Genomic DNA, 23,028 nt, shown 5'->3' with positions numbered 1-23,028 from the left:
TGGCCGAAAGCGGGCGTGCCTGTCGCCGAGATGAAAAGCCCGCCGATGGGCGGGCTTCCGTACTTACCTGCCGCGCACCGGAGGCGACGGAGCGGGCGAGTTGCGCGTGGTGTTGCTGATGGGTGGCGTCGGCGATACGTGCTGGCTGCGCTGATAGGCGGGCTGATAGCGATCGTGGTGGTAGAAGCGCGGTGACCGGCGGAACAGGGGTTCGCGTTCGGCCAGGGCGAGTCGATGGCCATCGATGTGCACCCAGTACCAGGAGCCCGCCGGCACGGGTGCGGTCGACAGGTAGGTGAAGTGCGCGTTGTAGTTGCCGTTGTCCAGCGGCGATGCCTGCAGGACCAGGTTGATCACGAACTGGCTGGAAACCGGGCGCCCGTGCTTGTCGACCGCGGGTTTGGTGATCATCTCGTCCAGGTTCGCGCGGAGCAGTCGATTGACCTTGGGCGAGAGCTCGATGGCCGGCGAGGCACCGGTCACCTTGCCGTGCGAATTCACCTGCACCAGCACCGGCATCACCTTGGGCGGAAACTCGTTGAGCGAGGCGGACCCGGCGGTGGCCACGCCGGAGCAGGCCAGCAGGGCGCCAAAAACGGCGGATCGTGGTATCGATTTCATGGTGCCCTCGCTGAAGCAGCCTGGTGCTGCTTCTGTTGTCACCGCGACGGTGCCCCCGGCGCCCGAAAGAGTCAAGCTCCGGGGCGTGACGACAACGGCAACCCGGCTACTTCGGCAGCGACGCCAGCCACGCGAGCACGGCTTTCGAAAGTTCGATGCGCCGGTCGGAATAGGCGTGGTCGGTGGAAAGGTGCACGGTGGTGACGTGGCTGTCGCCGGCCTTGCGCAGATCGGCGGCGAACGCCTGGTTTTCCGGGGCGAGGCCGTCGTCGGAGGTCACGATGAGGGCGGTACGGTCCTTCAGCGCGGCGACCTTCGCGGGGAAAGCCCAGCCCGCTGCGTGATCGACCAGTTCGCGCGCCAGGCCGTCCGGGGTGCAGCCGCTCAGCGGCGCCATGCCTTCGTTGGCGAGGCCGCTGGCCATGGCCTTGAGGCCCGCGCTTTCGCCGTCCTTGCGCACGAGCCGGGTGGCGTGCCCCGCCATGTCCGCTGCGGAAAGCGTGGCGAAGGCCTTGATCGCGGGATCGGCCGCGGCGGCCTGCACGGTCATGAAGCCGCCCATGCTGTGGCCGATCAGCACGATGCGCGCGGGATCGAGCCGCAGCTTCCTGGCCACCTCGGGCTGGCGCAGGTAAGCCAGCGCCGCGGCGGTGTCCTCGATGCCCTGCGAAAACGAGAAGTCGCCCGGCGTGCCCCAGGAGCCGCGGTAGTTGAAGTAGAGAACGTCCCAGCCGGCGCGGCGCATGTCCTGCGCCAGGTCGAGGTTGCGTTCGTTGCCGGGGAAGCCGTGCAGCAGGATCACCGCCGGATGCGGGCCGGTACCGGCGGCGACGTAGACCAGCGCATTCATCAGGGCGCCGTGGCTGGGGATCTGCATCGTCTCCATCGTCGCCCGCGTGTTGGCTGGCGCGGCGGATTCCAGCGGGGTGTCGGCGTGCTTCGGGGCAGCCTGTGCGTGGCACGGGCTCCATGCCACGCCAGCGACAAGGCAGGCGGCCAGCAGCGTGCGGATCGAACGGCTGTTCATGCGGCTTTCCCCGGGTGGATGCAGCGGTTCGCGAAGCGTATTCCTTTCGCGGGCGATGCGGAGCGCTCCCGTGTCTTCAGCGTGATGCCCGAATCCCGGCGGCCAGCTGCGCGATGCGCACGGCCTCGAGGCCGATCTCGCGCAACTGGCCGGTAGGCGAGGCAACGAGACCGCAGAAGAACAGGCCGGGCTCTTGCGTGGCCTGGCCTGTTGCCAGCGGCATGCCGCGTTCGTCGAACACGCCGCCGACATCCGGCAGCAGCGCGCGCAGGTCGGGGCGAAAGCCGGTGGCAAGGATGACGTCGTCGAACGGTTCGGCTGGTGAATCGACGAAGGCCACGCCGTCGGGGGTGAACCGTTTGATGCCGCCGCGCACGGCGATCGAGCCGTCCCTGATCCGCGCCAGCGTGCCCACGTCGAGCAGCGGCACGCGATGGTCTTCCTCGATCATGCGACGCGGTCCCTTGGCCGGAGTCTTCAGGCCGAGTTTCTTCAGCGAGCCCACGGCCAGGCGGATCGCCGGCGCATTGATGAAGTCCGCCAAGCGCGCGGGCAGGCGTGCCTGCGCGATCGCCCAGGTGAGGATCGGCAGGCCGAGCAGTTCGCGGGGCAGGATCTGCACCGGACCCACCTGCGCCCGCGACGGGTAGCGTGGATAGCCGCGCGGCATCGGCATGCCCGGCAGGCTGGAGTGGCCGCGGTCGGTATGCAGGTGCAGCCGGTCGTAGTGGCCTCGCCAGACGGAAGCGACCGTGGCGGCCTTTTCCAACGCGCAGGCCACGCTCGCGCATGGCTGCGGCGCAGGCGAGGCCGGCGGGGCCGGCGCCGACGATGATGGCGTCTGCATCAGGCATGGCTGCGTATCCGTTCCAGGCGCGGTGGTTGTCGACGGAGGCATTCTGTCAGCTTCCTCGCTGACTCGCGTGCGGCGTTGAGGTCGCGGAATCACGAATGCGGGCATCTGGCGTTACCCTTCGACTTCCCCAAGGCCCAGTCACGGAGACCCCCCATGTCACAGCACGCCACCACCTTCCGCCAGATGCATGGCGGCCCCGGACTCCTGCGCTTTCCCAATGCCTGGGATGCCGGCAGCGCCCGCCTGTTCGAGAGCCTAGGCGCACGGGCCATCGCCACCACCAGTGCGGGCGTGGCGTGGGCGCTGGGCTACCCCGACGGCGGAAAGATGCCGGCCGATGTGGCGATCGGCGCCGCCGTCAACATGGCGCGGTTGTTGCGCGTGCCGTTGTCGGTCGACATGGAAAACGGTTATTCGGACGACGCAAAGACGGTGGGTGAAACCGTCCGACGCCTGATCGACGCGGGCATTGCCGGCATCAACATCGAGGACGGTCGCGATGCGCCGGCCAAGCTTGCCGCGAAGATCGAAGCCATCCGGAACGCTGCCGCGAACGCCGGCGCGGACATCTTCATCAATGCCCGCACGGACGTCTTCCTGGCCAGCCTGGTCGACGCGCCGCAGCGGGTCGGGGAAACGCTGTCGCGTGGTGCGACCTATCGCGCGGCCGGCGCCGACAGCCTGTTCGTGCCGGGTCTTCGCGCTGCCGGCGAGATCGCCGCCGTGGTGGAAGGCGCCGGCTTGCCGGTCAACGTGATGGCGTACCCGGGGCTGGCGCCGGCGGCCGAGCTGGAGCGGTTGGGCGTGCGGCGATTGAGCGCGGGCTCGGGCATTGCGCAGATGCTGTGGGGGCAGGCGGGGAAGCTGGCGCAGGATTTCCTCGACAGCGGTCGCTCCGAATCGATGGCCGAAGGCGCGATGCCGTATCCGCAGCTGCAGGCCCTGTTCACCGGCCGGTGACCGCGGACGGAATGATACTGCAAGTGATGGCCGTGCTGTTTCTGGCGTGATCGCGCCGCTGGTCGTGCTGATCGCGGCGTTTTCCCCGTACTCGCTGCCGAGCCGCCTGCGCTGCATCCATCTCGGGCTGGTCGTCATCGGCGCGAGCCTGATCGTGCAGGCACTCATCCGGGGCGAGTGCACGGAGGCCGCTCCCGACTAGCGAAGTGCGGCCTGTCGACGTTTCCGGATGAACCCGTCGATCGACCAGGGGCCGGAACCACCCAGTACCAGCGCGGCCAGGCCGGCCAGGTACAACAGGTCGCACTCGTATCCCGGTTGGCCGAAATGCGCGCCCGTTGCGGTGACCGCCAGCAGCTTGATCGAGCTGAAGCCGTACGGCACGTGCACGGTAAAGATGGCCACCAGCAGCACCACCGCCATCGGCAGGCTTGCCAGCGCCACGAAGGCGCCAAGGAGGATCGCCAGGCCGCCGAACACTTCGACCAGGATCGTGAGCCATGCCATCAGGTGCGGTGCCGGCACGCCCAGCGCCTGCAGGATGGCGGCGAATCCCGCCGGACCGTGGATGATCTTGGCGAACCCGTGTTCCATGAATCCGTAGCCGACGATCAGGCGCAGCGGAAGGGGCGCCCAGCGGGCGATCAGCGGATTGTTCATGGTCTGGATTCCGGGCAGACGCCCGCCGGAGCGGCAGGCTTCCACCGGGGTTCGCTGCGGACCCCGCCCCGGTTACCCGTGCGTGCCGAGCAGGCCGATGATTTCGCCGGTGCTGCCGGTTTCGCCCAACCGCGGAAAGATGCGGGCGATGCTGTTGGCGTGGGCCTCGGCACTCATGTCGGTCATCGCGTCGACGGCGATGGTGACGTGGTAACCCAGTTCGTGCGCCTGGCGTGCAGTGGATTCGACCCCGATGCTGGTGGCGATGCCGGCGAGCACGATCTGGGTGACGCCCTGCGCTTTCAGGTACGTGTCGAGGCCGGTGCCGGTGAATGCGCCCCAGGTGTGCTTGGTCACCACGTGATCCTGCGGCTGCCGATCCAGTTCGGGCACCAGCTCGGCCCAGTCGGCAGGCAGATCATTCAGGTTGCGCGGGCGTTCGGTCCGGCCCGGCGCGCCGCCGCTCACGTTGACCAGGATGACCGGTAGTTGGTGGCGGCGAAACGCCTCGGACAGCGCGCGGGCACGGGTCACCACCTCGGCGGTCGGATGAGCGGTGGGATAGGCAACGATGCCTTTCTGCAAGTCGATGACGATCAGGGCAGTGATCGGGTCGAGCGTGGTGATGGCCATGGGGGTGTCCTTGGGGAAAGCGGGCGTACGTTTCGCGCAGGGGAGATGTGCTGCGGCCTTGCCGTCACGGCTCGACGAGACGCTTGAGCAGGTCGACGGCGCGGGCGAGCTGGGCCTGCTCCTTCGGCGCCAGCCTGGTCTGGATGGCGTGGAACAGCCAGTCCTCCCGCGCCGCGCGGCTGGCCTTGACCAGCTTGCGGCAGGCGGGGGTCAGCGACAGCAGGGTTCGACGCCCGTCGGCGGGATCGGGCGTGCCTCGTACCAGCCCGGCTTCCAGCAGTGCCGCGACGTTGGCTCCCATGGATTGCGGGCGCATGCCTTCGGCGTGGGCGAGCGCGGTGACGGTGGCGGGCCCGTCGCGCTCCAGGTGACCGATCACCGACACCTGCGACCACGGCAGGCCGCCCAGGTTGATCTGTTCGCGCAGGCGCCGCCGCAGCTTGCCCACCAGCACGCGCAGCTCGACGGCCGTCGCCATGGTATCGGCCGCCGCCGGATTGACGGATGGCTTGTTCATCCGCGCAGTCTGTCAGATGGAAAGCCAAACTACAAAGGCAAACTTCATGAATGAAAGGTGGTCGATCGACCGGTTCGGGGCCGCCGTGGATGACCCTGGCCATCGGCGTCCGGCAGGTGGCGGGAAGCCTCTTTGATATGAAAATATCATTGACACGATGATGTTAATAGAATAACACTGCAGATCGTGGGCTGTCCACGCGACCATCTCGGGGGAGAGAGTCATGGATTTTCGCTATCTGCAGCATGCTCGTCGGGGAATCTGCGTTGCCATCGCGGTGGCCCTGTGGTCGCCGCTGGGCATCGCGGCGCAGCCATCGTCGCCGGGCGGTTCCGATGCCGGCGCGCCGGCGTCCGGCAGCACCCCGCCGGAGGATGCGTCGGGCGCCGGGGCGGGTCCGCAATCGTCACCGGCCTCCGCCAGCTCGGCACCCACCGACCTGGGCACGGTCATCGTGACCGCGAACAAGCGCAGCGAACGCTTGCAGGATGTGCCGATGGCGGTGTCGGCGCTGCAGGGCTTGCAGCTCGAACGCGAGAGCGCGGTCAACTTTGCCGACTACGCCACGCGGGTGCCCGGGCTCAACGTGATTTCCAGCGGGCAGGGCAGGACCCAACTGGTGCTGCGCGGCATCACTTCCGGTAGCGGCCAGCCGAACTCGACGGTGGGTACCTACATCGACGACGTGCCGTTCGGCTCCAGCACCGTGTATGCCGCCGGCAGCGTGCTGACGCCGGACATCGATCCGGCCGACCTGGAGCGCGTCGAGGTGTTGCGCGGGCCGCAGGGCACGCTGTATGGATCGAACACGCTGGGCGGGCTGGTCAAGTTCGTCACCACGCCGCCGGACGCCACCCGCGCCTACGGTCGCCTGCGTGCCGGCGTCAGCAGCGTCGAGGATGGCGGCACCGGTTCGGACGTGCATGCGATGTTCAACGTGCCGCTGGCTGCGGACAAACTGGCCTTGCGGATCAATGCGTATGAACGCCACGATCCCGGCTATGTCGACAACGTCCTCACCGGCAAGCACGACGTCAACCGCGCCAAGGTGAGCGGCACGCGCGCGCAGTTGCTGTGGACGCCGAGCGACACGGTTTCGCTGCGCCTGTCGGCGCTGGCGCAGAACCTGGGCAGCGACGGTGCCGGCCTGGTCGATGGCGGCGTCGACGTCGATGCGCTGACGCTGCAGCCGATCCACGGCGACCTGCAGCAGGTGCGCTCGCCGGGCACCGGCCAGTTCCGGCTGAAGTACCGGCTCTACGACGCGTCGCTCAATGCGGACTTCGGCGGGGCGAAACTGTTTTCGTCGACCAGCTACGGCACGCTGGACATGAACTCCAACGCCGACATCACGGCGGCTTACGGGCCATTGCTGAACCCGCTGTTCGGCCTGCCCAACGGTGGCTATTCGCTGGTCAACCCGATGACGCTGGACAAGTTCACCCAGGAATTGCGCCTGCAGTCGCCGGAGACGCAGACCGTGGAATGGCGCGCCGGCGTGTTCTACACGCGCGAAAAGACCACCGCCCACCAGAACATCCTGAGCTTCGATGCCAGCACTGGCGAACCGATCGCACTGCCGACGCTGGCCGACCTTTCGATGGGGCCGGCGATCTTCACCGAGTGGGCCGCCTATGGCGACGTGACCTGGCACGCCACCTCGCGTTTCAGCGTGCTGGTGGGCGCGCGCTACAGCAGCGACCGCACCACCTACGCGCAAACCGGTGACGGGCTGATCCTCGGGCCCACTCAATTCACCATCCGCGGATCGGACAACCCGACCACGTATCTGCTCAATCCCAGTTTCCGCTTCAGCGACGACCTGATGGTTTATGGACGCATCGCCTCCGGCTTCCGTCCGGGCGGCCCGAATGTCGGCGTGCCGCCGGGGCTGGGCGCGCCGCTGACGTTCGGGCCGGACAAGCTGGTGAGCTACGAGCTGGGCCTGAAGGCCACCACGATGCAGCGGCGCATGACCTTCGACGTGTCCGCCTTCTACATCGACTGGAGCCAGATCCAGCTCACCGTCGTCTCCGGCGGCATCGGCTTCATGGGCAATGGCGGCAAGGCCAGCAGCCAGGGCGTCGAGGCGGCCTGGCAGTACGCACCGGTGCGGGGCCTGCTGCTGTCGGCCAATGCCAGCTGGACCGACGCGAAGCTGGACGCGGACACGCCACCGGGCCTGTTCGGCTACAAGGGCGATCGGCTGCCCTACGTGCCGAAGTGGAACGCCAGCGTCGGCGTGGACTACGACTTTCCGCTGGCCAGCGGCTGGTCCGGCTTCGTCGGCGCGGGCTATCGCTACGTGGGCGAGCGCAAGACCGACTTCGTCGCCGCGCCGGGCCCGCGCCGCGACGTGCCCGACTACGACGGCATCGACCTGCGCGCCGGCGTCAACTTCGGCAACTGGACGGTCAAGGCCTACGTCAAGAACCTGACCAACGAACGCGGCATCACCTCGCTGGGGTCGGAAACCACCGATCCCCACGCCAGTCCTTTCGCCGCCGTCTACGTGATGCCGCGCACGGTGGGCCTGTCCGCCAGCGTCGATTTCTGAGCATGCCCTTCCACCGAACCGTATCCGGAGTGCGTCCATGAACCGCTATGCGAAATTCGCCGCGGCATTCGCGATCACCTGTGCCGCCGGCATCGCGATGGCGCAGGTGCCATCGTCGCCGAACCCCGCGCCCGCCAGCTCGATCCTGCCGGTGCCGGCCGTGCCCGTCGCCGCCACGCCAGCCGCGGCGCCGGCGCCGCCGGTCGGCGTCGCGCATGCATTGACCGCCGACGACCTGGCCACCTTCCTCGACGGCATGGTGCCGTACATGATCCAGCGCGGCGACGTCGCCGGCGGGGTGATCTCGGTGGTCAAGGACGGCCAGCTGCTGTTCGCCCGCGGCTACGGTTACGCCGACCTGGCCAGGCGCACGCCGGTGTCGCCCGAGACCACGTTGTTCCGTCCCGGCTCGACCTCCAAGCTGTTCACCTGGACGGCGGTGATGCAGCAGGTGGAGCAGGGCAAGCTGGACCTCGACCACGACGTCAACGAATACCTCGACTTCACCATCCCGGCGCGCGACGGCAAGCCGGTGACGCTGCGCCAGCTGATGACGCACACCGCCGGCTTCGAGGACACCGCCCGCGGACTGTTGCCGACGAAGCCCGAGGACGTCGATCTGGAGCGTTACCTGAAGACGCACATCCCCGCGCGGATCTATCCGCCGGGCGAGATCGTGGCGTACTCCAACTACGGTTGCGGACTGGCCGGCTACATCGTGCAGCGCGTCTCCGGCGAGCGCTTCGAGGATTACATCCGGCAGCACATCCTCGACCCGCTGGACATGCATCACTCGAGCTTCGCGATGCCGCTGCCGCCGCAGCTGGCACCGCTGATGGCCAAGGGCTACAAGAGCGCGTCCGACGGCAAGCCGCAGCCGTTCGAACTGGTCGATCCCGCGCCGGCCGGGGCGCTGAGCAGCAGCGCGACCGACATGGCGAACTTCATGATCGCCCAGCTGCAGGGCGGCCGCTTCGGCGACACCCGCATCCTCAAGCAGGCCACCGCCGAGCTGATGCACAGCCCGCAGTACACCGCGGCGCCGGGCCTGAACGGCTTCGACCTGGGCTTCTACCAGGAGGATCGCAACGGCCAGCGCATCATCGGCCACGGCGGCGACACGATCGTGTTCCACAGTGATCTGCACCTGCTGCTGGATGCGAACGTGGGCATCTTCATGTCGTTCAACAGCGCCGGCGACGCGGGTGCCGCGCACGTGATCCGCAAGGCGATCTTCCAGGCCTTCCTCGATCGCTATTTCCCCAGGGAAGCGCCGGCACCCGCAACGGTGGCCACGGCCAAGGCCGATGCCGCGCGCGTGACTGGCTGGTACCAGGCCAGCCGCCGCAACGACAGCGCGCTGCGCATGCTGTATCTGTTCGGCCAGGTCAACGTGGCGGCGAAACCCGACGGCACGCTGGCGGTGTCGATGCTCACCGACTACGCGGGCAAGCCGCTGCAGTGGCACGAGACCGGGCCGCTGCACTACCGCGAAGTGAACGGCAAGTCGCAGCTGGCCTTCGTCGCCGATGCGAACGGCGGCATCCGTTACTGGGCCACCGATGCCGAGGTGCCGGTGTTCCTGTTCCAGCGCGTGTCCGCGGCCCGCAGCCTGGGCACGGTCGGCCCGCTGCTGGGCGCGTCGGTGGCGGTCCTGCTGGCAACGCTGCTGAGCTGGTTCGTCGGCGGCTGGGTGCGCCGGCATTACCGGCGACCGCTGCAGCTGACGGCACTCCAGCTGCGCACGCGCCTGCTGTCGCATCTCGGCGTGCTGGCGTTGCTGGTGGTGGTGCTGGGCTGGCTGACCTTCATCGCGGTGACCTCGGCCGACGAGTCGAAGCTGCTGGACGGCTCGGGCACGGGCTGGCTGTGCCTGCTCTACGTGCTGGGCGTGTTCGGCCTGCTCGGTGCGCTGGCGGTGCTGGTGCATGCGGTGCGCGCATGGATGGTGCCGCGGCGCGGCCGCTGGGTGCTCGCCGGCGAAACGCTGCTGGCGCTGGCGGCGATTTACCTGGCCTGGTTCATCGTGGCGTTCGGGCTGGTCAGTTTCAACGTGAGGTTCTGACGGACCGCTGCGCATCGACATCAATCAGGCAGGAGAGATCATGGGTACCGAGGGACACGCACGGCTGCAGTTGCACACGCGGCTCGAGAAGTGGGCGTTGAAGGAGCCGTTCCACATCACCGGCTACACCTTCGACGAGTTCGAGGCGCTGGTGGTGACCCTGCACGAGGGCGACCGGTTCGGTCGTGGCGAGGCGCTGGGCGTCTACTACCGCAACGACACGCCGGCCGCGATGCAGGTGCAGGTCGAGGCGCTGCGCGAACGGATCGAGGGCGGCCTGACGCGGCAGGAACTGCTGCAGCTGCTGCCGGCCGGCGGCGCGCGCAATGCGGTCGACTGCGCGCTGTGGGATCTGGAGGCCAAGCGCAGCGGCCGGCCGGTGTGGATGCTGGCCGGCGGCGAGGCGCCGCAGCCGCTGGTGACCACCTTCACCCTCGGCGCCGACGCGCCGACGACGATGGCCGGGATCGCGCGGGGCTTCCCCGGTGCGCGCGCGCTCAAGCTCAAGCTCACCAATGACGAGCTCAACGCCGATCGCGTGCGCGCGGTGCGCGCGGCGTGCCCCGACGCGTGGATCATGGTCGACGCCAACCAGGGTTTCACCCGCGACTCGTTCGCGCGCCTGCTGCCGGCGCTGGTCGAGGCGCGGGTGGCGGTGGTGGAGCAGCCGTTCCCGATCGGCAATGAGGCCTGGCTCGACGGACTGGACAGCCCGATCATGATCGCCGCCGACGAGAGCGTGCAGGATCACCATGACCTGCCGTCACTGGTGGGCCGGGTCGGCATGATCAACATCAAGCTGGACAAGTGCGGCGGCCTCACCGAGGCGCTGGCGATGGCCGCCCAGGCGCGCGAGCTGGGCTTCGAGCTGATGGTGGGCAACATGTCCGGCTCGTCGCTGGCGATGGCGCCGGCCTTCGTGCTGGGCCAGTCGTGCAAGGTGGTGGACCTGGACGGGCCGATCTATTTGCGGCGCGACCCGGCACCGTCGGCGATCTACGAGCATGGCCGCATCTGGTGCGACGATGCGATATGGGGCGGGCCGCTGGCGGCGGCCGCCTAGACCACAGGATCGCACCGTGTCCGACAGCATGATTCCAGCACGCGAGAAAAACTGGTTTGGCCATCCGCGCGGCCTGAGCGTGCTGTTCCTCACCGAAATGTGGGAGATGTTCTCCTTCTTCGGGATGCGCGCGCTGCTGGTCTACTACATGACCAAGCACCTGGACCTGGACCAGCAATACGCCTCGCTGATCTACGGCGCCTACGCCGCCTTCGTGTATTTCACGCCGGTGTTCGGCGGCATGGTGGCCGACCGCTGGCTGGGCAAGCGCAACGCGGTGATGATCGGCGGCGCCACGATGGCCCTGGGTCATTTTATGATGGCCTCCGAGCCGCTGTTCTATCCGGCGCTGGCCACCATCGCGTTGGGCAACGGGCTGTTCCTGCCCAGCCTGGCCAGCCAGATCGAAGGGCTTTACCGCGATGGCGATCCGCGCAGCAAGAGCGCCTACAACATCTACTACGTGGGGGTGAACCTCGGTGCGTTCCTGGCGCCGCTGATCTGCGGCACGCTGGGCGAGGCGTACGGCTGGCACTGGGGTTTCGCCGCGGCCGGCTTCGGCATGCTGCTGTCGCTGGTGATCTACCTGGCCGGCGCCCGTTACCTGCCGCCGGAACCGAAGCGCGGCGCCGAGGCGCGGGCGGCACGGCCGCCGGTGGATCGGGCGGTGATCGATCGCTTCGCGCTGCTGCTCGGCGTCGCCGCGATCGTGGTGGTGTTCCGCGGCGCCTACGAGCAGGTCGGCAACACCATCGCGCTGTGGATCGACCAGAGCGTGGACCGCGAGCTGGCCTCGGGCTGGGTCATCCCGATGACCTGGTTCCAGTCGATCAACTCGGTGGTGGTGTTCGCCTTCACCCCGCTGCTGGTGGCGCGCTGGGGGCGGCTGGCGCAGCGCGGCGTGGAGACGCCGCTGCTCGGGCGGATGGCGTTCGGCGCCGCCATCGTGGGTGGTTCCTACCTGATGCTGGCCGTGCTGTCGGCGTGGTGCGAGGCGCACGGCGTGCGCGCGCACTGGGGCTGGCTGGCGGCCTGGTTCGTGCTGATGACCACCGGCGAGCTGTACATCCTGCCAGTGGGGCTAGCCCTGTTCGGGCGCATGGCGCCGGAGGGTTTCCGGGCCACCAGCATCGCCACCTGGTTCTTCGCGGGCTTCTTCGGCAACCTGCTGGCCGGCGCGCTGGGCACGCTGTGGAGCCAGCTCGGCCACGCCTGGTTCTTCGCCCTGATCGCGGCGGTGGCCGGCGTGTCGGCCGCGCTGTTGTATATGCTTGGCCGTCGCCTGGGCGACGTGGAAACCCATGGAACGGAAGGCGCCGCCATGGCGCTGGCCAGATAAGCGGATGACGATGACCAAGGACCTGCAAAAAAAACTGAAGAGCCGCTGGGACAGCTTCACCACGGCCGAGCAGAAGATCGCCAGCTACCTGCTGCACAACATCAGCGGCATCCCGTTCGAGACGGCCGCGTCGCTGGGCAAGCGCGTGGGCGTGAGCGCGATGACGGTGGGCCGGTTCCTGCGCAACCTGGGTTATGCCGGCGTCGGCGACCTGAAGGAGGAACTGCGCGGCGATGCACCGTGGATGCAGCTGTACAAGACCTCCGAACCGGCAGCCGACGCCGACTACATCAGCGAGAGCCTGCAGGCGGAGATCCGCAGCCTCACCGACGTCTACGCGCTGGCGCGGGGCGAGGAATGGGCGCCCATCGTGAAGATGCTGGTGTCGGCCGATCGCGTGTCGGTGGCCAGCTTCCAGCACGGCTCCTTCCTGGGACTGGGCTTCGCTTCCTCGCTGCAGCACGTGCGGCCGCGGGTGTCGTTCGAACCCGGCGCCGACGGCTCCTATACCGGCATGCTGCTGGATTCCACCGAGAAGAGTTGCGTGGTGCTGATCGACATTCGCCGCTATTCGCGCCACTTCCGCCTGCTGGCCGAGGAGGTGGTCGAACGCGGCATTCCGCTGCTGATCATCACCGACACGCAGTGCTACTGGGCGCGCCAGCTGACTCCGCACGTGCTGATGATCCCGATGCAGACCGGCCGCGCCTGGCACAGCTTCGGCACGCTCACCAGCCTGTTCAGCCTGTTGATCAACGCGGTGATCCGCGAGATGGGCGACATCCTCGGACGGGTCGGCGAGATCACCGAGTTGCGCCAGAAATTCATCGGCTACGACGGGCCTTCGATGTCCGGCGAGGGCAAGCCGGCCCGTGCCGGGCAGCACAAGAACGCGAAGAAGCCGGCAAAGCGGCGCTGACATGGGCGACATCACCGAGCGAGGCAAGAGCATGACCTGCAGGATTCCGCGACTGTCGCTGCGCCGTTGCCTCACCGGGTTGCTCATCGCGCTGGTCGTCGCCGGCGCACCGGCGCTGGCTGCCGCGCCGGCGCAGGATCTGGACGCCTTCGCCGCGCGGGCCATGAAGACCTTCGGCACGCCGGGCATGGCGGTGACCATCGTCGACGGCCAGACCATCACCACGCACGGCTACGGCGTGCGCAAGCTGGGTGAGGCCGCGCGGGTCGACGCGCACACGATCTTCCCGATCGGTTCCAACACCAAGGCCTTCACCGCGGCAGCGCTGGCGATCCTGGTCGACCAGGGCAAGCTGCACTGGGACGACCGCGTGGTGGACAAGCTGCCCGGCTTTCGCATGTACGACGCCTATGCGTCGGCCGAGATGACGGTGACCGACCTGCTGGTGCATCGCAGCGGGCTGGGCCTGGGCGAGGGCGACCTGATGATGTTTCCCACCAGCGACCGCACGCGCGCGGAACTGGTGCATGACATCCGCTACCTGAAACCGGTGCGCTCGTTCCGCGGCGGCTACGACTACGACAACGTGCTGTACATCGTCGCCGGGCAACTCGTCGAAGCCGTTTCCGGCCAGCGCTGGGAGGATTTCGTGCAGCAGCACATCCTCGACCCGCTGCAGATGCGCGACACGCAGACCAGCATCGATGCCCGCACCGCCGACCAGGCCGCGCTGCACGGCAAGAACACCACGCCGGTGCGCGGCGTCGGCCCCCAGCGGGTGCTGACCACGGTGATGACCGGCAGCGTGTTCGCGGCCGCCGGTGCGCTGCAGGTCAGTGCGGCCGACATGGGGCAATGGTTGCGGCTGCAGCTCGATGGCGGTCAGCGGAAGGACGCCAGGCCGATCTTCAGCGCCGCGGCCGCGAAGATGCTGTGGACGCCGCAGACGCTGATCCCGATCGCTCCGCTGCCGGCCGAGGTCGCGCTGGCGCAACCGCAATTCAACGCCTACGCACTGGGCTTCGAGGTGCAGGACTACCGCGGCCACCGGATCATCACCCATCTGGGCGGCGTGCTGGGCGGCTATTCCGCGGTGGTGATCATTCCGGAACGGCACGCGGCGTTCGCCGTGATGCTCAACGCCGAAGATCCCGCCACCTTGCTGGCGATGCGCGAGCACCTGCTGGACAGCCTGCTGGGGCTTCCCTCGCCGGACTGGATCGCCGGCTACGGCAGGATGTTCGAAGGGATCAGGGCGAGCGCCACGGCGGCGCTGAAGGCTGCGGGCAGTGACACGCAGTCCCGCGGTGCTCCGTCGCTGCCGCTTTCGGCATACGCCGGCGTGTATCGCGACCCGTGGTACGGCACGGCCACCCTGCGCCAGGACGCGAACGGCGTGCTGACGATCAGCTTCGATCGCTCGCCCGGGTTGCACGGCGTACTGGAGCACGTGCGCCACGACACCTTCCGCACGCACTGGGCGATGCCCGACGTGGAGGACGCCTACGTGAGCTTCGCGCTGAACCCCGATGGCAGCATCGCGCAGATGAGGATGAAGGCGGTGTCGCCGATCGCCGATTTCAGCTGGGACTACCAGGACCTGCGCTTCGTCCCGGTGGCTGCCGGCAAGTAGCGCGCTTCGTCCGAAGACCTTGCTGCTGCGGCGACTGGCGGCCTGAGCTGGTTCCTTGCGTGTTGGCGTTGGATACTCGGCGCACTGACCGCAACGGGGCACGCCCATGTTTCCACGACTTCTGCTGATGCTGCTGTGCCTGCTGCCGGTGGCGTCAATCGGCGCGACCGAGGCGCCCGCCACGCGCACCATCGTGCTGGTGCGCCACGGCTACTACCTGCCCGATGCGAAGGCTGACCCGAAGCTGGGCCCGCACCTGGCGCCGATCGGCGTGGCCCAGGCGCATCTGGCCGGCGCCCGGCTGGCCGCCTTGCCGGAGCGCTTCGATGCGATGTACGTGAGCCCGGTACAGCGTGCGCGCGACACCGCGGCCGTCATCGCCGGTGACTTTCCGGGCCGGCATTTCGAGGTGGTCGACGACCTGGCCGAATGCACGCCGCCGACCCGTCGCACCGAAGTGACCGCCGACGAGAAACCGGCGGACCTTGCGGCCTGCGCCCGCCAGTTCGATCGCCTGTTCGCGGATTACTTCAAGCCGGCGCACGGCCACGCGCAGACCGAGCTGATGGTTTGCCACGGCAACGTGATCCGCAACATGGTGGTCCGTGCACTGGGTGTCGACAGCAAGGCCTGGCTGGAAATGTCGGTGGGCAACGCCAGCATCACCAGAATCCTGGTCGAGGCCGACGGCCGCTTCAAGGTCATCTCGGCGGGCGACGTGGGACACATCCCGCCGAGCCTGCGCACCGGCGCCACCGGCGATGCCGAACGCAGCCTGGCGATTCCCGCGTTGCCGTAGCGACGAACACCGGCGTTGCGATCACGCGTGATGTGGTTTCAGCCCGTCAGCTCAGCACTGCACGCGGCCACCGGCCAGCTGCTTGCACGGGTGGAACACCGGTTCCTTCGGCGGCGGGCGGTGATGACCGTCGCCATCGCCGTGGTGATCGTGGTCGTGATCGCGGCCCGGACGACGGTTCGGGTACGGCACCCAGTACGCCGGCGGCGGGTTGTACGCCTGCTGTTGCTGCAGCTGGTCCTGGTAGGCGTCGTTCTGCTGGCGCAGGACTTCGTTCTCGCCCTGCAGGCGGTTGCGCTCGGCGGCCTCGTCGACCAGCGCCTGCTGCCGTTCCTGCTCGGCGCGCTGCTGCGCGGCGTAGGCCTCATCGGCCTGGCGCTGTTCCTTCTCGTCCTGCGCCTGCTGGCGAGCCTCGATGCGCTGCTGGTACAGCGCTTCGAGGTGGTGCGAGTCGGCATAGCTCTTCGCCAGCTTGTCCTGGCCCAGGCGCAGGTAGCGGTCGATGACTTCGGTGTCGTCGGCCTGGTGCAGCAGCTCGCCATTGCCTTGCGGGCAGGGATGGTCGGTGTAGCTGACCTGTCCGCCGACGGTGCACTTGTAGATGTTCTGCGCGCCCGCGGTGCCCGCGGCGGCCAGCAGCAGGAGCGCCAGGCATGACAGGGAAATTCGGTTCGGCCGGACTTTCATGGGGACGTCCATCCTGGGTGACTAGGAGCGTGGGCGGTAGAAACCAAGCGAGCGAGGCAAAGTGGTTTTGAGTCAGGTTTTTCGATCATTTGAGGCGAATAGCCGTAGCTATTCAACGAAAGTGAGCGGAAAAGCTGGCCAAAACCACGCAGCCGCAGCCGCTTGGTTTCTACCGCCCACGCTTCTGGCATCGGCTGGATGTTGCCGCCGCGCGGGTTAGGCCGCGCTGAACGCGAGGGCGACGCGTCGACGGTAGCGCGGCCGGGTCGCGCCGTTCAAGCGGCGGGCGACGCCTCGGCCGGCTGGCGGCCGGCGCCCTGCCACGCGCGCAGGCCGATCACCGCCAGCACCACGAAGCCGGCATACAGCACCGCGGTGATCAGCAGGTGCTTGTAGACGTACTCGCCCACGTAGATCACGTCCACCGCGATCCACAGCCACCACGCGGCCACGTGCCGCCGGGCCTGCCACCACTGGGCGACCAGGCTGAAGGCGGTCAGCGCCGCGTCCAGCCAGGGCAGGGCGGCGTCGGTGAGGTGATGCATGAAGGCGCCGAGCGCGATCGCGCCGACGCCGCCGATGGCGAGGTGGATGATCGCCTGGCGCCGTGGCAGCGGCGCCACCTGGACGAGTCCGTCTTCGCCCAGGTGTTGCAGCCAGCGGTACCAGCCGTAGCCGATGAATCCCGCGAACGCCAGTTGCAGCAGTGCATCGGAATACAGCCTGGCGTCGACGAACACCCAGGCGTAGATCAGCACGGACACCAGCCCGATCGGCCAGCACCATGGCTGGCGCCGGGCGGTGAGCCAGACGCCGAGCGCGCTGACGATCGCCGCGATGAGTTCGACCCAGGTCATCTTCAGAACGCGAACGTCAGCGACAGGCGTGCCAGGCGCGGCGCGCCCGGGAACAGGTAGCTGTCGCCGCCGGAGCTGCCGGTGTCGCGCCAGTAGAAGCGGTTGAACACGTTGTCGACACTGAGCCGCCAGGTCATCGCGTGACCGTTCCACTGGCTGGCGTAGCGCAGGCCCGCATCGAACACGTGGTAGGCCGGCACCCGCGTCACGCCGTCGGGCGTGGCCACGTTGCTGCTGGCGTAGCGCCAGCCGCCGAGCAGGCTGAGCCGGTCGGCGAACGGCAGGCGATAGTCCAGGTACACCGCACTGCGCAGGCGCGGCACGTTGACCACCTGGTGGTCTTCGTAAGCGGGCGCGCCGGTGTCATGCGCACGTGCGCGAATGAGGTTGACGCTGGCGGTGAGGCGCAGGCGATCGGTCAGCTGGCCGGCGGCGTTGAGTTCCAGTCCGGCATGCGCCTCGTTGCCCTGCTGGACGAAGGTGAAGCCCTCGGCGCTGCTGTCCGGTCGGGCGAACTGGTATGGCTGGCTGATGCGGTACAGCGCGGCCGACAGACTCAGGGCATCGCTGGCAGCGTACTTCACGCCCGCCTCGGTCTGGCGCGCCAGCAGCGGGGCCAGCGTGGTGCCGCCGTTGGCGGTCCAGTACGGCGCCTCGTTGCCCAGCGACAGGCTTTCGCTGTAGCTGAGATAAGTGGTCAGCCGCGTGGTGGGCTGGTACAGCACGGCCGCCTGCGGCAGGAACTTGCCCAGTCGGGTGTCGCGTTCGGGCAGGCCGTCGGAATCACTGGCGCGCTCGTGCAGTCGCACGAAACGCCCGCCGGCCAGCAACTGCCACTGCGTGCCGAGATGCAGTCGATCCAGCGCGAACACGGAATGCTGCCAACTGGTCAGGCGACGCACCGAGGCGCCCGGCTGGTTCGGCGACGGCGCGAAGTACGGCGGGTCCACCTGATCGACGTTGGCGGTGCCGACGTAGTCGTACACGTCGGCGCGACGGTCGATGGTGCGGCGGAACGCGCTGGCGCCCAGGCTGATCTCGTGGCTGACCGCGCCGGTGTCGAACGCGCCCTTCAGCACCGCGCGCGCTTCGTCGTTGGCGCGGGTGTCGTCGGGGCTGCGGTAGTCGTAGACGTCGTAGTCGCCGTTGGGTGCGAAGAACCAGCCCGGCGTGGCGCCGCTGGCGCAGTCGGTCGAGTAGAAGCAGCCGTAGGCGAACGCCACGTTGTCGTCGATCACCGCGCGGCTGTGGCTGGCCGAGAGCTGGGCCGTCCAGGCATCGGCCAGGCGGTAGTCGAGGCGCAGCGTGCTGTTGCTGGCGTCGATGCCGACCGGCTGCTGCCACGGCTCGAAGCCGAGCATGCGGGTACGCTCGGGATGCGCGGGGATCGTGCGGCCGCCGAGCAGCTGGTAGCCGGACACCGAACGCTGCGAGCTGGACTGGTAGTTGCTGTCCAGTTGCAGGGTGGCGTTCGGGCTGATCTTCCAGTCGGCTGCCAGCGAGACGAAGTTGCGCCGGCCGTCGGCATGGTCGACGTAGGACTGCACGCCGTCATGGGCCGCGTTGACCCGCACGCCGAACGTCGGCGACAGCCAGCCGCCCACGTCCATGGCGAGGTAGCGCGAACCGTGCGAATCGGTGCCGACGGTGGCGCTGCGCACGTCGGTCGGCCGCTTGCTGACGTAGTTGACCAGGCCGCCCGGCGCCACCACGCCCGCTTCGAGGCCGCCCAGGCCCTTGAGGATTTCCACCCGCTGCTTGTCTTCCAGCGCGATCGGCTGTTCGCCGACCAGGCTCATTTCGTTGAGCTTGTAGCCGGTGGCCAGGTCGAGCGCGTAGCCGCGGATGGCGACATCCTGGTAGTAACCGACCGGCGCGTAGCTGTCGCCGAGTGCGGCGTCGCTGCGCGCCAGTTCGCTCAGCGTATGCGGCTGGCGGTCGTCGATCTGGTCGCGGGTGATCACGGTGATCGCGGCGGGCGTGTCCTGCAGCGGCGCGTTGCCGAAGCTGCCGAAGGTGTCCAGTTGCGAGCTGTCGGCGTGGTAGCCGTTGCTGCCGTTCGCGTTCACGTGGACCGGCGACAGGCGGGTGGCCTGCGGTTCGCCGGCGGTATCCGTGGCATGCACGGGAGCGATCACCGCGAGCAGGGCGAGAAGCAGGGGAGTGCGGGAAAGAAGCATCGTCATCGTCGTCGTCAAGGGAGTACGGACGAAGCGACGGCGACCCGGCAGTCGCAAGGACGCGCCGGATCTGCAAGCTCCCTACGCCGGTACAAGCCGGATCAGGTTCCAAGGGACTCTCTCAGCCCGGCTACGCCGGGCACCCCCGCTTCAAGAACGCGTATTGAACCACGGATCGAGCGGAGCTGCTCGAGCTTCCATCGCGTGTCCGGTACATGCCCGGACGCGCTCACGCGAATCAGCCACTTGCGTGACTGCTCCGCGCCCGGCCATCCATGGCCGGACTGAGAGGTTGAAAACGCACAACCTGTCAGTCGAGGTCGCGGATGAGCTGCAGCAGGGCCTGTCCCGGCGGCGTGTGGAACCACGCGGCATGGCCGCGCAGGAAGGTGTCCCAGGCCACGTCGGCGTTGGCCGGGGACTGCGTGATGCCCTGGAAGTACTCGACTTCGGACAGCGCGAAATCCACGTGCACCAGCGGCAGCAGGCTGGCCAGCAGCTGCCGGTCGTCGCGGCTCAATGGCCGCTGCCGGTGATAGCCGTCGATCAGCGCCCGGGCGATGTCGGGGTGGGCGACGTCGTTGCGCCGATCCAGCTCCAGCCAGGCGATGGCGTTGCGCTCGATCGCGGTGGCCAGGTCGAACAGTGCGAAGTTGCGCGCGCACAGGCCGAAGTCGAGCACGTCGCTGATCCGTGCGCCGGCGCCGTCGTCACTCCAGTACAGGTTCGACACGTGCCAGTCGCCGTGGGTCCACAGCGGCGGCTGCCGTGCAAGCCCCGGCTGGGCGGCGGCGTGCCACGGGGCCAGCAGTTCGCCCAGTTCGTCCTGCCAGCGACGATCGCGCAGATAGGCGGCCAGCGCGGGCCGCTGCGGCAGTTGCGCGGCCAGCGTCGCGACGGGATCGACGGCGCAGATCAGTTCGCTGCGTGCGACCAGGACGTGGGTGCTGCGCTGGGCGGCGCGATAGTCGGCGGCGGCCTCGTGCAGGCTGGCCAGCATCTGTCCGGCGACCAGTGCGTGCTCGCGGCTGGGCAGCGGTTCCCACGAGATCGCTTCGCGGTACAGGTCGATCCCGGCAGCACAGCGGTGCACTTCGTACACCCACTCGCCGCGTGCGGTGACCGTGCCGCCACCGGCGTGGCGCAACACCTCGGGGATCGGCATGCCGCGCTCGCGCAGGTGCGCGATGAAGCGATGTTCCTCGCCCAGCGTTTCCACGCTACGCACACGCTGGTGATGGCGCTTGACGAAGCACGTGCCGCGCGGGCTTTCGACCAGGCACGCCGCCGACAGTGGGCGCGGACTGTGCCAGGCAATGCGGGCCGGGCCGCCGATGGCGGGATAGTCGCGCAGCACGGCTTCGACTTCGTCCGCGCGCAGCGGTGGCCAATCCGGCGGCGTGTTGTCGCCGGCCAGTCCGTGGGCGAGGTGGGTGGGGTCATTCATCGGCGCATGGTGCCACGGGCGGTCGCGGGCGGCGGATTATCGCCGACGGTTCCGCGATGGCGGCTTTCCAGTCGTGCCCGCTTCGCGTCTAATTGCCGGACTTTCCCCGCGGCACCCGTTCGATGAGTGCGATGTTGTTGCTGTTCGTCTGCCTGATTCTCGGCACCCTGGTGGCGCGCTACGCGAAGCCGCCGGCCGGCATCGTGCAGGGCATCAACTGGTGGGTGCTGAACGTGGCGCTGTCGGCCCTGGTGCTGGAACTGATCCCGAAGGTCAGCTTCGATCCCCAGCTGTGGTTCCTGGTGGCGGTGATGTGGCTGACCTTCGGCGGCGCGTGGCTGCTGTTCGGCCTGCTCGGGCCCCGGCTGGGCTGGTCGCGCCAGCGCACGGGCGCGCTGATCCTGGTGTGCGGGCTGGGCAACACCTCGTTCATGGGTTATCCGCTGATGGAGGCGCTGCACGGCAAGCAGGGGCTGGCGCTGGCCGTGGTGGCCGACCAACTGGGCTGCTTCCCGGTGCTGGCGATCGGCGGCATCGTGGTCGCCTCGCTGTATTCGGGGCGCAAGCCGGAGCTGGGCCTGGTAGCCCGCCGCATCTGCACCTTCCCGCCCACCATCGCGCTGCTGATCGGCATCGTGGCCGGTATGTGCGGAGGCTGGCCGCCACTGCTGGACGGGGTGTTTGTGCCGATCGGCGCCACGCTGACCCCGCTGGCGCTGTTCTCGGTCGGCCTGCAGTTCAGGTTCCACCCCGGCCAGCGGCAACTGGGCGCAGCCAGCTGGGGTCTGGCCTGGAAGTTGTTGCTGGCGCCGGTGCTGTGCTGGGCCATGGGGGCTGCCGCCGGCGTCGACGGACTGGTGCTGACCGTGGGCGTGCTGCAGGCGGCGATGGCGCCGATGGTGTCCGCCACGATCCTGGCCGACGAATACGGGCTGGAACCGACCCTGGCCAATACCGTGCTGGGCGCCGGCATCGTGCTGTCCCTGCTGACCATTCCGCTGGGCAACGCGCTACTTGGCGGGTAACGCATTTCTTGCGTCCGGCGCGGAGTACATCGAAACTAGCCCGAACGGGGCAGGGGAGCTCGGGGCATGGCTGGTTTCGAACTGATCAAGCGGCTGTTCGGCAGCGAGCATGGCGAACGTCGTGCCGTGCCGCGCACCGGTGAACCCAAGGGCGCCTGCATCCTGGTCGTCGACGATTCGGCCACCATCCGTGCGGTGATCGGCAAGATGCTGATGCAGAACGGCCACATGGTATTGAAGGCGGCCGACGGCGAGCAGGCACTGGCGACGGCGCGCCGGGAAAGTCCCGACCTGATCTTCCTCGACATCGTGATGCCCGGCATGAGTGGCTTCGCGGTGCTGCGCGCACTGCGCCACGACCCGCTGACCCGCGACATCCCGATCGTGATGATCAGCGGCAACCTGCAGGCCACCGAGCAGTTCTACGTGCAGCGTTTCGGCGCCGACGATTTCATGAAGAAGCCGTTTGGGCGCGGTGAGGTGTTTGCCCGCATCGAACACCTGACCCGCAGCGGACGCCTGGTCGTGCGCCAGCGGGCGGAGGTGGAGGCGCCCGCGGGCGAGCCCGAGCACACCGAAGCCGAGCATGCGGCGATTCCCGATATCGCCATGCCCGACCCGCACGACATGGTCGCACCGGCCGCCACGCACGACTGAAGCACGTCGATGGCGCGACAATGGGCGCCATGAACAAGTCTCCGATACCCGCGCCGGCCACCACACGCGTCGACGTGTGGCTGTGGGCCGCACGTTTCTTCAAGACTCGCAGCCTCGCCAAGCAGGCCATCGACGGTGGTCGCATCGACGTCAATGACGCCGGTTGCAAACCGGCAAGAACGCTCCATTCGGGCGATCGCCTGAAGATCAGCCGTGGTGAGGAACGGATGGAAGTCGAGGTGCTGGCGTTGTCCGATCGGCGGGGGCCAGCCAGCGCCGCACAGCTTCTCTATCGTGAGACCGAGGCCAGCCGCGTGGCACGCGAGGCGGCGCGCGAGCTGCATCACCTGATCGGTGCCAGCGGTCCGCCGAAGCGACCGGACAAGCAGGCGCGACGTGATCTGCGCCGGCTCAAGCACGATCATTGAGCCGCCGCGGATCAGACGCCCGTCCGGGCGGCGCTGCCGTCAACAGTGGCGAATTCGCGGGTAAAACCCGTTGAAAACGGCGTTTCTTCGTGGGCTCT

Annotated in this window: 22 protein-coding genes and 1 riboswitch; of the genes, 12 read left to right on the top strand and 10 right to left on the bottom strand. The window is 68.4% G+C overall.

Translation table 11 applies throughout. The features are described from left to right. Positions 1-63: 63 nt before the first annotated feature. From I6J77_RS11380 to I6J77_RS11370, 3 genes are all read right to left on the bottom strand, one after another. Positions 64-621, bottom strand: a complete 558-nt coding sequence (locus I6J77_RS11380) for a hypothetical protein (RefSeq protein ID WP_204109075.1) — start codon at positions 619-621, stop codon at positions 64-66. Between the two features lie 106 nt (positions 622-727). Further along, entirely contained in the window at positions 728-1,648 is a 921-nt protein-coding gene (locus I6J77_RS11375; RefSeq protein ID WP_204109074.1) for a S9 family peptidase, read from the bottom strand. Between the two features lie 76 nt (positions 1,649-1,724). Continuing rightward, positions 1,725-2,429 carry a hypothetical protein gene (locus tag I6J77_RS11370; RefSeq protein ID WP_204109073.1) on the bottom strand — a complete coding sequence of 235 codons (705 nt, stop codon included), beginning with the start codon at positions 2,427-2,429 and terminating at the stop codon, positions 1,725-1,727. A 228-nt stretch (positions 2,430-2,657) separates the two neighbouring features. On the opposite strand from I6J77_RS11370, the gene I6J77_RS11365 reads away from it, so the two are divergent. Both I6J77_RS11365 and I6J77_RS11360 read left to right on the top strand, forming a co-directional pair. Continuing rightward, a complete protein-coding gene (locus I6J77_RS11365) occupies positions 2,658-3,464 on the top strand; it encodes an isocitrate lyase/phosphoenolpyruvate mutase family protein (protein ID WP_204109072.1) in 807 nt (268 codons plus the stop codon). A gap of 46 nt (positions 3,465-3,510) precedes the next feature. Further along, positions 3,511-3,666 (top strand): hypothetical protein, encoded by a 156-nt coding sequence (locus I6J77_RS11360; protein ID WP_204109071.1) that lies wholly within the window; start codon positions 3,511-3,513, stop codon positions 3,664-3,666. Here the strand turns inward: I6J77_RS11360 and I6J77_RS11355 are convergent. From I6J77_RS11355 to I6J77_RS11345, 3 genes are all read right to left on the bottom strand, one after another. Next, positions 3,663-4,124 (bottom strand): DoxX family protein, encoded by a 462-nt coding sequence (locus tag I6J77_RS11355; RefSeq protein WP_204109070.1) that lies wholly within the window; start codon positions 4,122-4,124, stop codon positions 3,663-3,665. The genes I6J77_RS11360 and I6J77_RS11355 overlap by 4 nt on opposite strands. Positions 4,125-4,196: 72 nt before the next feature. Next, the gene (locus I6J77_RS11350) at positions 4,197-4,757 is read right to left on the bottom strand and encodes an isochorismatase family protein (RefSeq protein ID WP_204109069.1); all 561 of its coding nucleotides are present in this window, start codon (positions 4,755-4,757) and stop codon (positions 4,197-4,199) included. 64 nt (positions 4,758-4,821) lie between these two features. Beyond that, complete coding sequence (locus I6J77_RS11345) at positions 4,822-5,274, bottom strand: MarR family winged helix-turn-helix transcriptional regulator (RefSeq protein ID WP_204109068.1); 453 nt, start codon at positions 5,272-5,274, stop codon at positions 4,822-4,824. 223 nt (positions 5,275-5,497) lie between these two features. Between I6J77_RS11345 and I6J77_RS11340 the strand changes: the two genes are divergently transcribed. From I6J77_RS11340 to I6J77_RS11310, 7 genes are all read left to right on the top strand, one after another. Then, positions 5,498-7,831, top strand: coding sequence for a TonB-dependent receptor (locus tag I6J77_RS11340; protein WP_204109067.1), 2,334 nt, complete (start codon positions 5,498-5,500; stop codon positions 7,829-7,831). 37 nt (positions 7,832-7,868) lie between these two features. Further along, entirely contained in the window at positions 7,869-9,896 is a 2,028-nt protein-coding gene (locus I6J77_RS11335; protein WP_204109066.1) for a serine hydrolase, read from the top strand. 40 nt (positions 9,897-9,936) lie between these two features. Continuing rightward, positions 9,937-10,959 carry a dipeptide epimerase gene (locus I6J77_RS11330; RefSeq protein WP_204109065.1) on the top strand — a complete coding sequence of 341 codons (1,023 nt, stop codon included), beginning with the start codon at positions 9,937-9,939 and terminating at the stop codon, positions 10,957-10,959. A gap of 16 nt (positions 10,960-10,975) precedes the next feature. Continuing rightward, a complete protein-coding gene (locus I6J77_RS11325; protein WP_239308943.1) occupies positions 10,976-12,298 on the top strand; it encodes a peptide MFS transporter in 1,323 nt (440 codons plus the stop codon). Positions 12,299-12,302: 4 nt separating this feature from the next. Continuing rightward, complete coding sequence (locus tag I6J77_RS11320) at positions 12,303-13,217, top strand: MurR/RpiR family transcriptional regulator (RefSeq protein WP_239308941.1); 915 nt, start codon at positions 12,303-12,305, stop codon at positions 13,215-13,217. Between the two features lies 1 nt (position 13,218). Next, a complete protein-coding gene (locus I6J77_RS11315) occupies positions 13,219-14,850 on the top strand; it encodes a serine hydrolase (RefSeq protein WP_204109064.1) in 1,632 nt (543 codons plus the stop codon). Between the two features lie 106 nt (positions 14,851-14,956). Further along, positions 14,957-15,649 (top strand): histidine phosphatase family protein, encoded by a 693-nt coding sequence (locus I6J77_RS11310; protein ID WP_204109063.1) that lies wholly within the window; start codon positions 14,957-14,959, stop codon positions 15,647-15,649. 51 nt (positions 15,650-15,700) lie between these two features. Here the strand turns inward: I6J77_RS11310 and I6J77_RS11305 are convergent, their stop codons facing one another. The 4 genes from I6J77_RS11305 to I6J77_RS11290 all read right to left on the bottom strand — a co-directional run bounded on the left by I6J77_RS11305 (position 15,701) and on the right by I6J77_RS11290 (position 20,820). Next, positions 15,701-16,336, bottom strand: coding sequence for a DUF4124 domain-containing protein (locus I6J77_RS11305; protein WP_204109062.1), 636 nt, complete (start codon positions 16,334-16,336; stop codon positions 15,701-15,703). Between the two features lie 275 nt (positions 16,337-16,611). Continuing rightward, positions 16,612-17,193, bottom strand: coding sequence for a nicotinamide riboside transporter PnuC (gene pnuC / locus I6J77_RS11300; RefSeq protein WP_007806225.1), 582 nt, complete (start codon positions 17,191-17,193; stop codon positions 16,612-16,614). 2 nt (positions 17,194-17,195) lie between these two features. Then, positions 17,196-19,379: a TonB-dependent siderophore receptor gene (locus I6J77_RS11295; RefSeq protein WP_204109061.1), complete on the bottom strand. Its 2,184-nt coding sequence runs from the start codon at positions 19,377-19,379 to the stop codon at positions 17,196-17,198. Positions 19,380-19,434: 55 nt separating this feature from the next. After that, a riboswitch (TPP riboswitch) is annotated at positions 19,435-19,530 on the bottom strand. 153 nt (positions 19,531-19,683) lie between these two features. Further along, on the bottom strand, positions 19,684-20,820 hold the full coding sequence (locus I6J77_RS11290) for a phosphotransferase enzyme family protein (protein ID WP_204109060.1): 1,137 nt from the start codon (positions 20,818-20,820) through the stop codon (positions 19,684-19,686). 131 nt (positions 20,821-20,951) lie between these two features. On the opposite strand from I6J77_RS11290, the gene I6J77_RS11285 reads away from it, so the two are divergent. From I6J77_RS11285 to I6J77_RS11275, 3 genes are all read left to right on the top strand, one after another. Continuing rightward, positions 20,952-21,845, top strand: coding sequence for an AEC family transporter (locus tag I6J77_RS11285; RefSeq protein ID WP_204111468.1), 894 nt, complete (start codon positions 20,952-20,954; stop codon positions 21,843-21,845). Positions 21,846-21,911: 66 nt separating this feature from the next. Further along, positions 21,912-22,502 (top strand): PleD family two-component system response regulator, encoded by a 591-nt coding sequence (locus tag I6J77_RS11280; protein ID WP_204109059.1) that lies wholly within the window; start codon positions 21,912-21,914, stop codon positions 22,500-22,502. A gap of 20 nt (positions 22,503-22,522) precedes the next feature. Then, positions 22,523-22,930, top strand: coding sequence for an RNA-binding S4 domain-containing protein (locus tag I6J77_RS11275; protein ID WP_204109058.1), 408 nt, complete (start codon positions 22,523-22,525; stop codon positions 22,928-22,930). Positions 22,931-23,028 lie beyond the last annotated feature (98 nt).

This window comes from Rhodanobacter sp. FDAARGOS 1247, assembly GCF_016889805.1.
In the GTDB taxonomy this organism is placed as follows: domain Bacteria; phylum Pseudomonadota; class Gammaproteobacteria; order Xanthomonadales; family Rhodanobacteraceae; genus Rhodanobacter.
The sequence above is the reverse complement of the archived record's forward strand: the minus strand, read 5'-3'. Positions and strand labels throughout refer to the sequence as shown.

Coding starts and splice junctions, on each gene's coding strand:
- I6J77_RS11335 (WP_204109066.1), top strand. CDS start 7,869: ATGAACCGCTATGCGAAATTCGCCGCGGCATTCGCGATCACCTGTGCC.
- I6J77_RS11340 (WP_204109067.1), top strand. CDS start 5,498: ATGGATTTTCGCTATCTGCAGCATGCTCGTCGGGGAATCTGCGTTGCC.
- pnuC (WP_007806225.1), bottom strand. CDS start 17,193: ATGACCTGGGTCGAACTCATCGCGGCGATCGTCAGCGCGCTCGGCGTC.
- I6J77_RS11330 (WP_204109065.1), top strand. CDS start 9,937: ATGGGTACCGAGGGACACGCACGGCTGCAGTTGCACACGCGGCTCGAG.
- I6J77_RS11310 (WP_204109063.1), top strand. CDS start 14,957: ATGTTTCCACGACTTCTGCTGATGCTGCTGTGCCTGCTGCCGGTGGCG.
- I6J77_RS11290 (WP_204109060.1), bottom strand. CDS start 20,820: ATGAATGACCCCACCCACCTCGCCCACGGACTGGCCGGCGACAACACG.
- I6J77_RS11380 (WP_204109075.1), bottom strand. CDS start 621: ATGAAATCGATACCACGATCCGCCGTTTTTGGCGCCCTGCTGGCCTGC.
- I6J77_RS11305 (WP_204109062.1), bottom strand. CDS start 16,336: ATGAAAGTCCGGCCGAACCGAATTTCCCTGTCATGCCTGGCGCTCCTG.
- I6J77_RS11345 (WP_204109068.1), bottom strand. CDS start 5,274: ATGAACAAGCCATCCGTCAATCCGGCGGCGGCCGATACCATGGCGACG.
- I6J77_RS11350 (WP_204109069.1), bottom strand. CDS start 4,757: ATGGCCATCACCACGCTCGACCCGATCACTGCCCTGATCGTCATCGAC.
- I6J77_RS11315 (WP_204109064.1), top strand. CDS start 13,219: ATGGGCGACATCACCGAGCGAGGCAAGAGCATGACCTGCAGGATTCCG.
- I6J77_RS11375 (WP_204109074.1), bottom strand. CDS start 1,648: ATGAACAGCCGTTCGATCCGCACGCTGCTGGCCGCCTGCCTTGTCGCT.
- I6J77_RS11295 (WP_204109061.1), bottom strand. CDS start 19,379: ATGACGATGCTTCTTTCCCGCACTCCCCTGCTTCTCGCCCTGCTCGCG.
- I6J77_RS11320 (WP_239308941.1), top strand. CDS start 12,303: ATGACGATGACCAAGGACCTGCAAAAAAAACTGAAGAGCCGCTGGGAC.
- I6J77_RS11280 (WP_204109059.1), top strand. CDS start 21,912: ATGGCTGGTTTCGAACTGATCAAGCGGCTGTTCGGCAGCGAGCATGGC.
- I6J77_RS11365 (WP_204109072.1), top strand. CDS start 2,658: ATGTCACAGCACGCCACCACCTTCCGCCAGATGCATGGCGGCCCCGGA.
- I6J77_RS11355 (WP_204109070.1), bottom strand. CDS start 4,124: ATGAACAATCCGCTGATCGCCCGCTGGGCGCCCCTTCCGCTGCGCCTG.
- I6J77_RS11285 (WP_204111468.1), top strand. CDS start 20,952: ATGTTGTTGCTGTTCGTCTGCCTGATTCTCGGCACCCTGGTGGCGCGC.
- I6J77_RS11275 (WP_204109058.1), top strand. CDS start 22,523: ATGGGCGCCATGAACAAGTCTCCGATACCCGCGCCGGCCACCACACGC.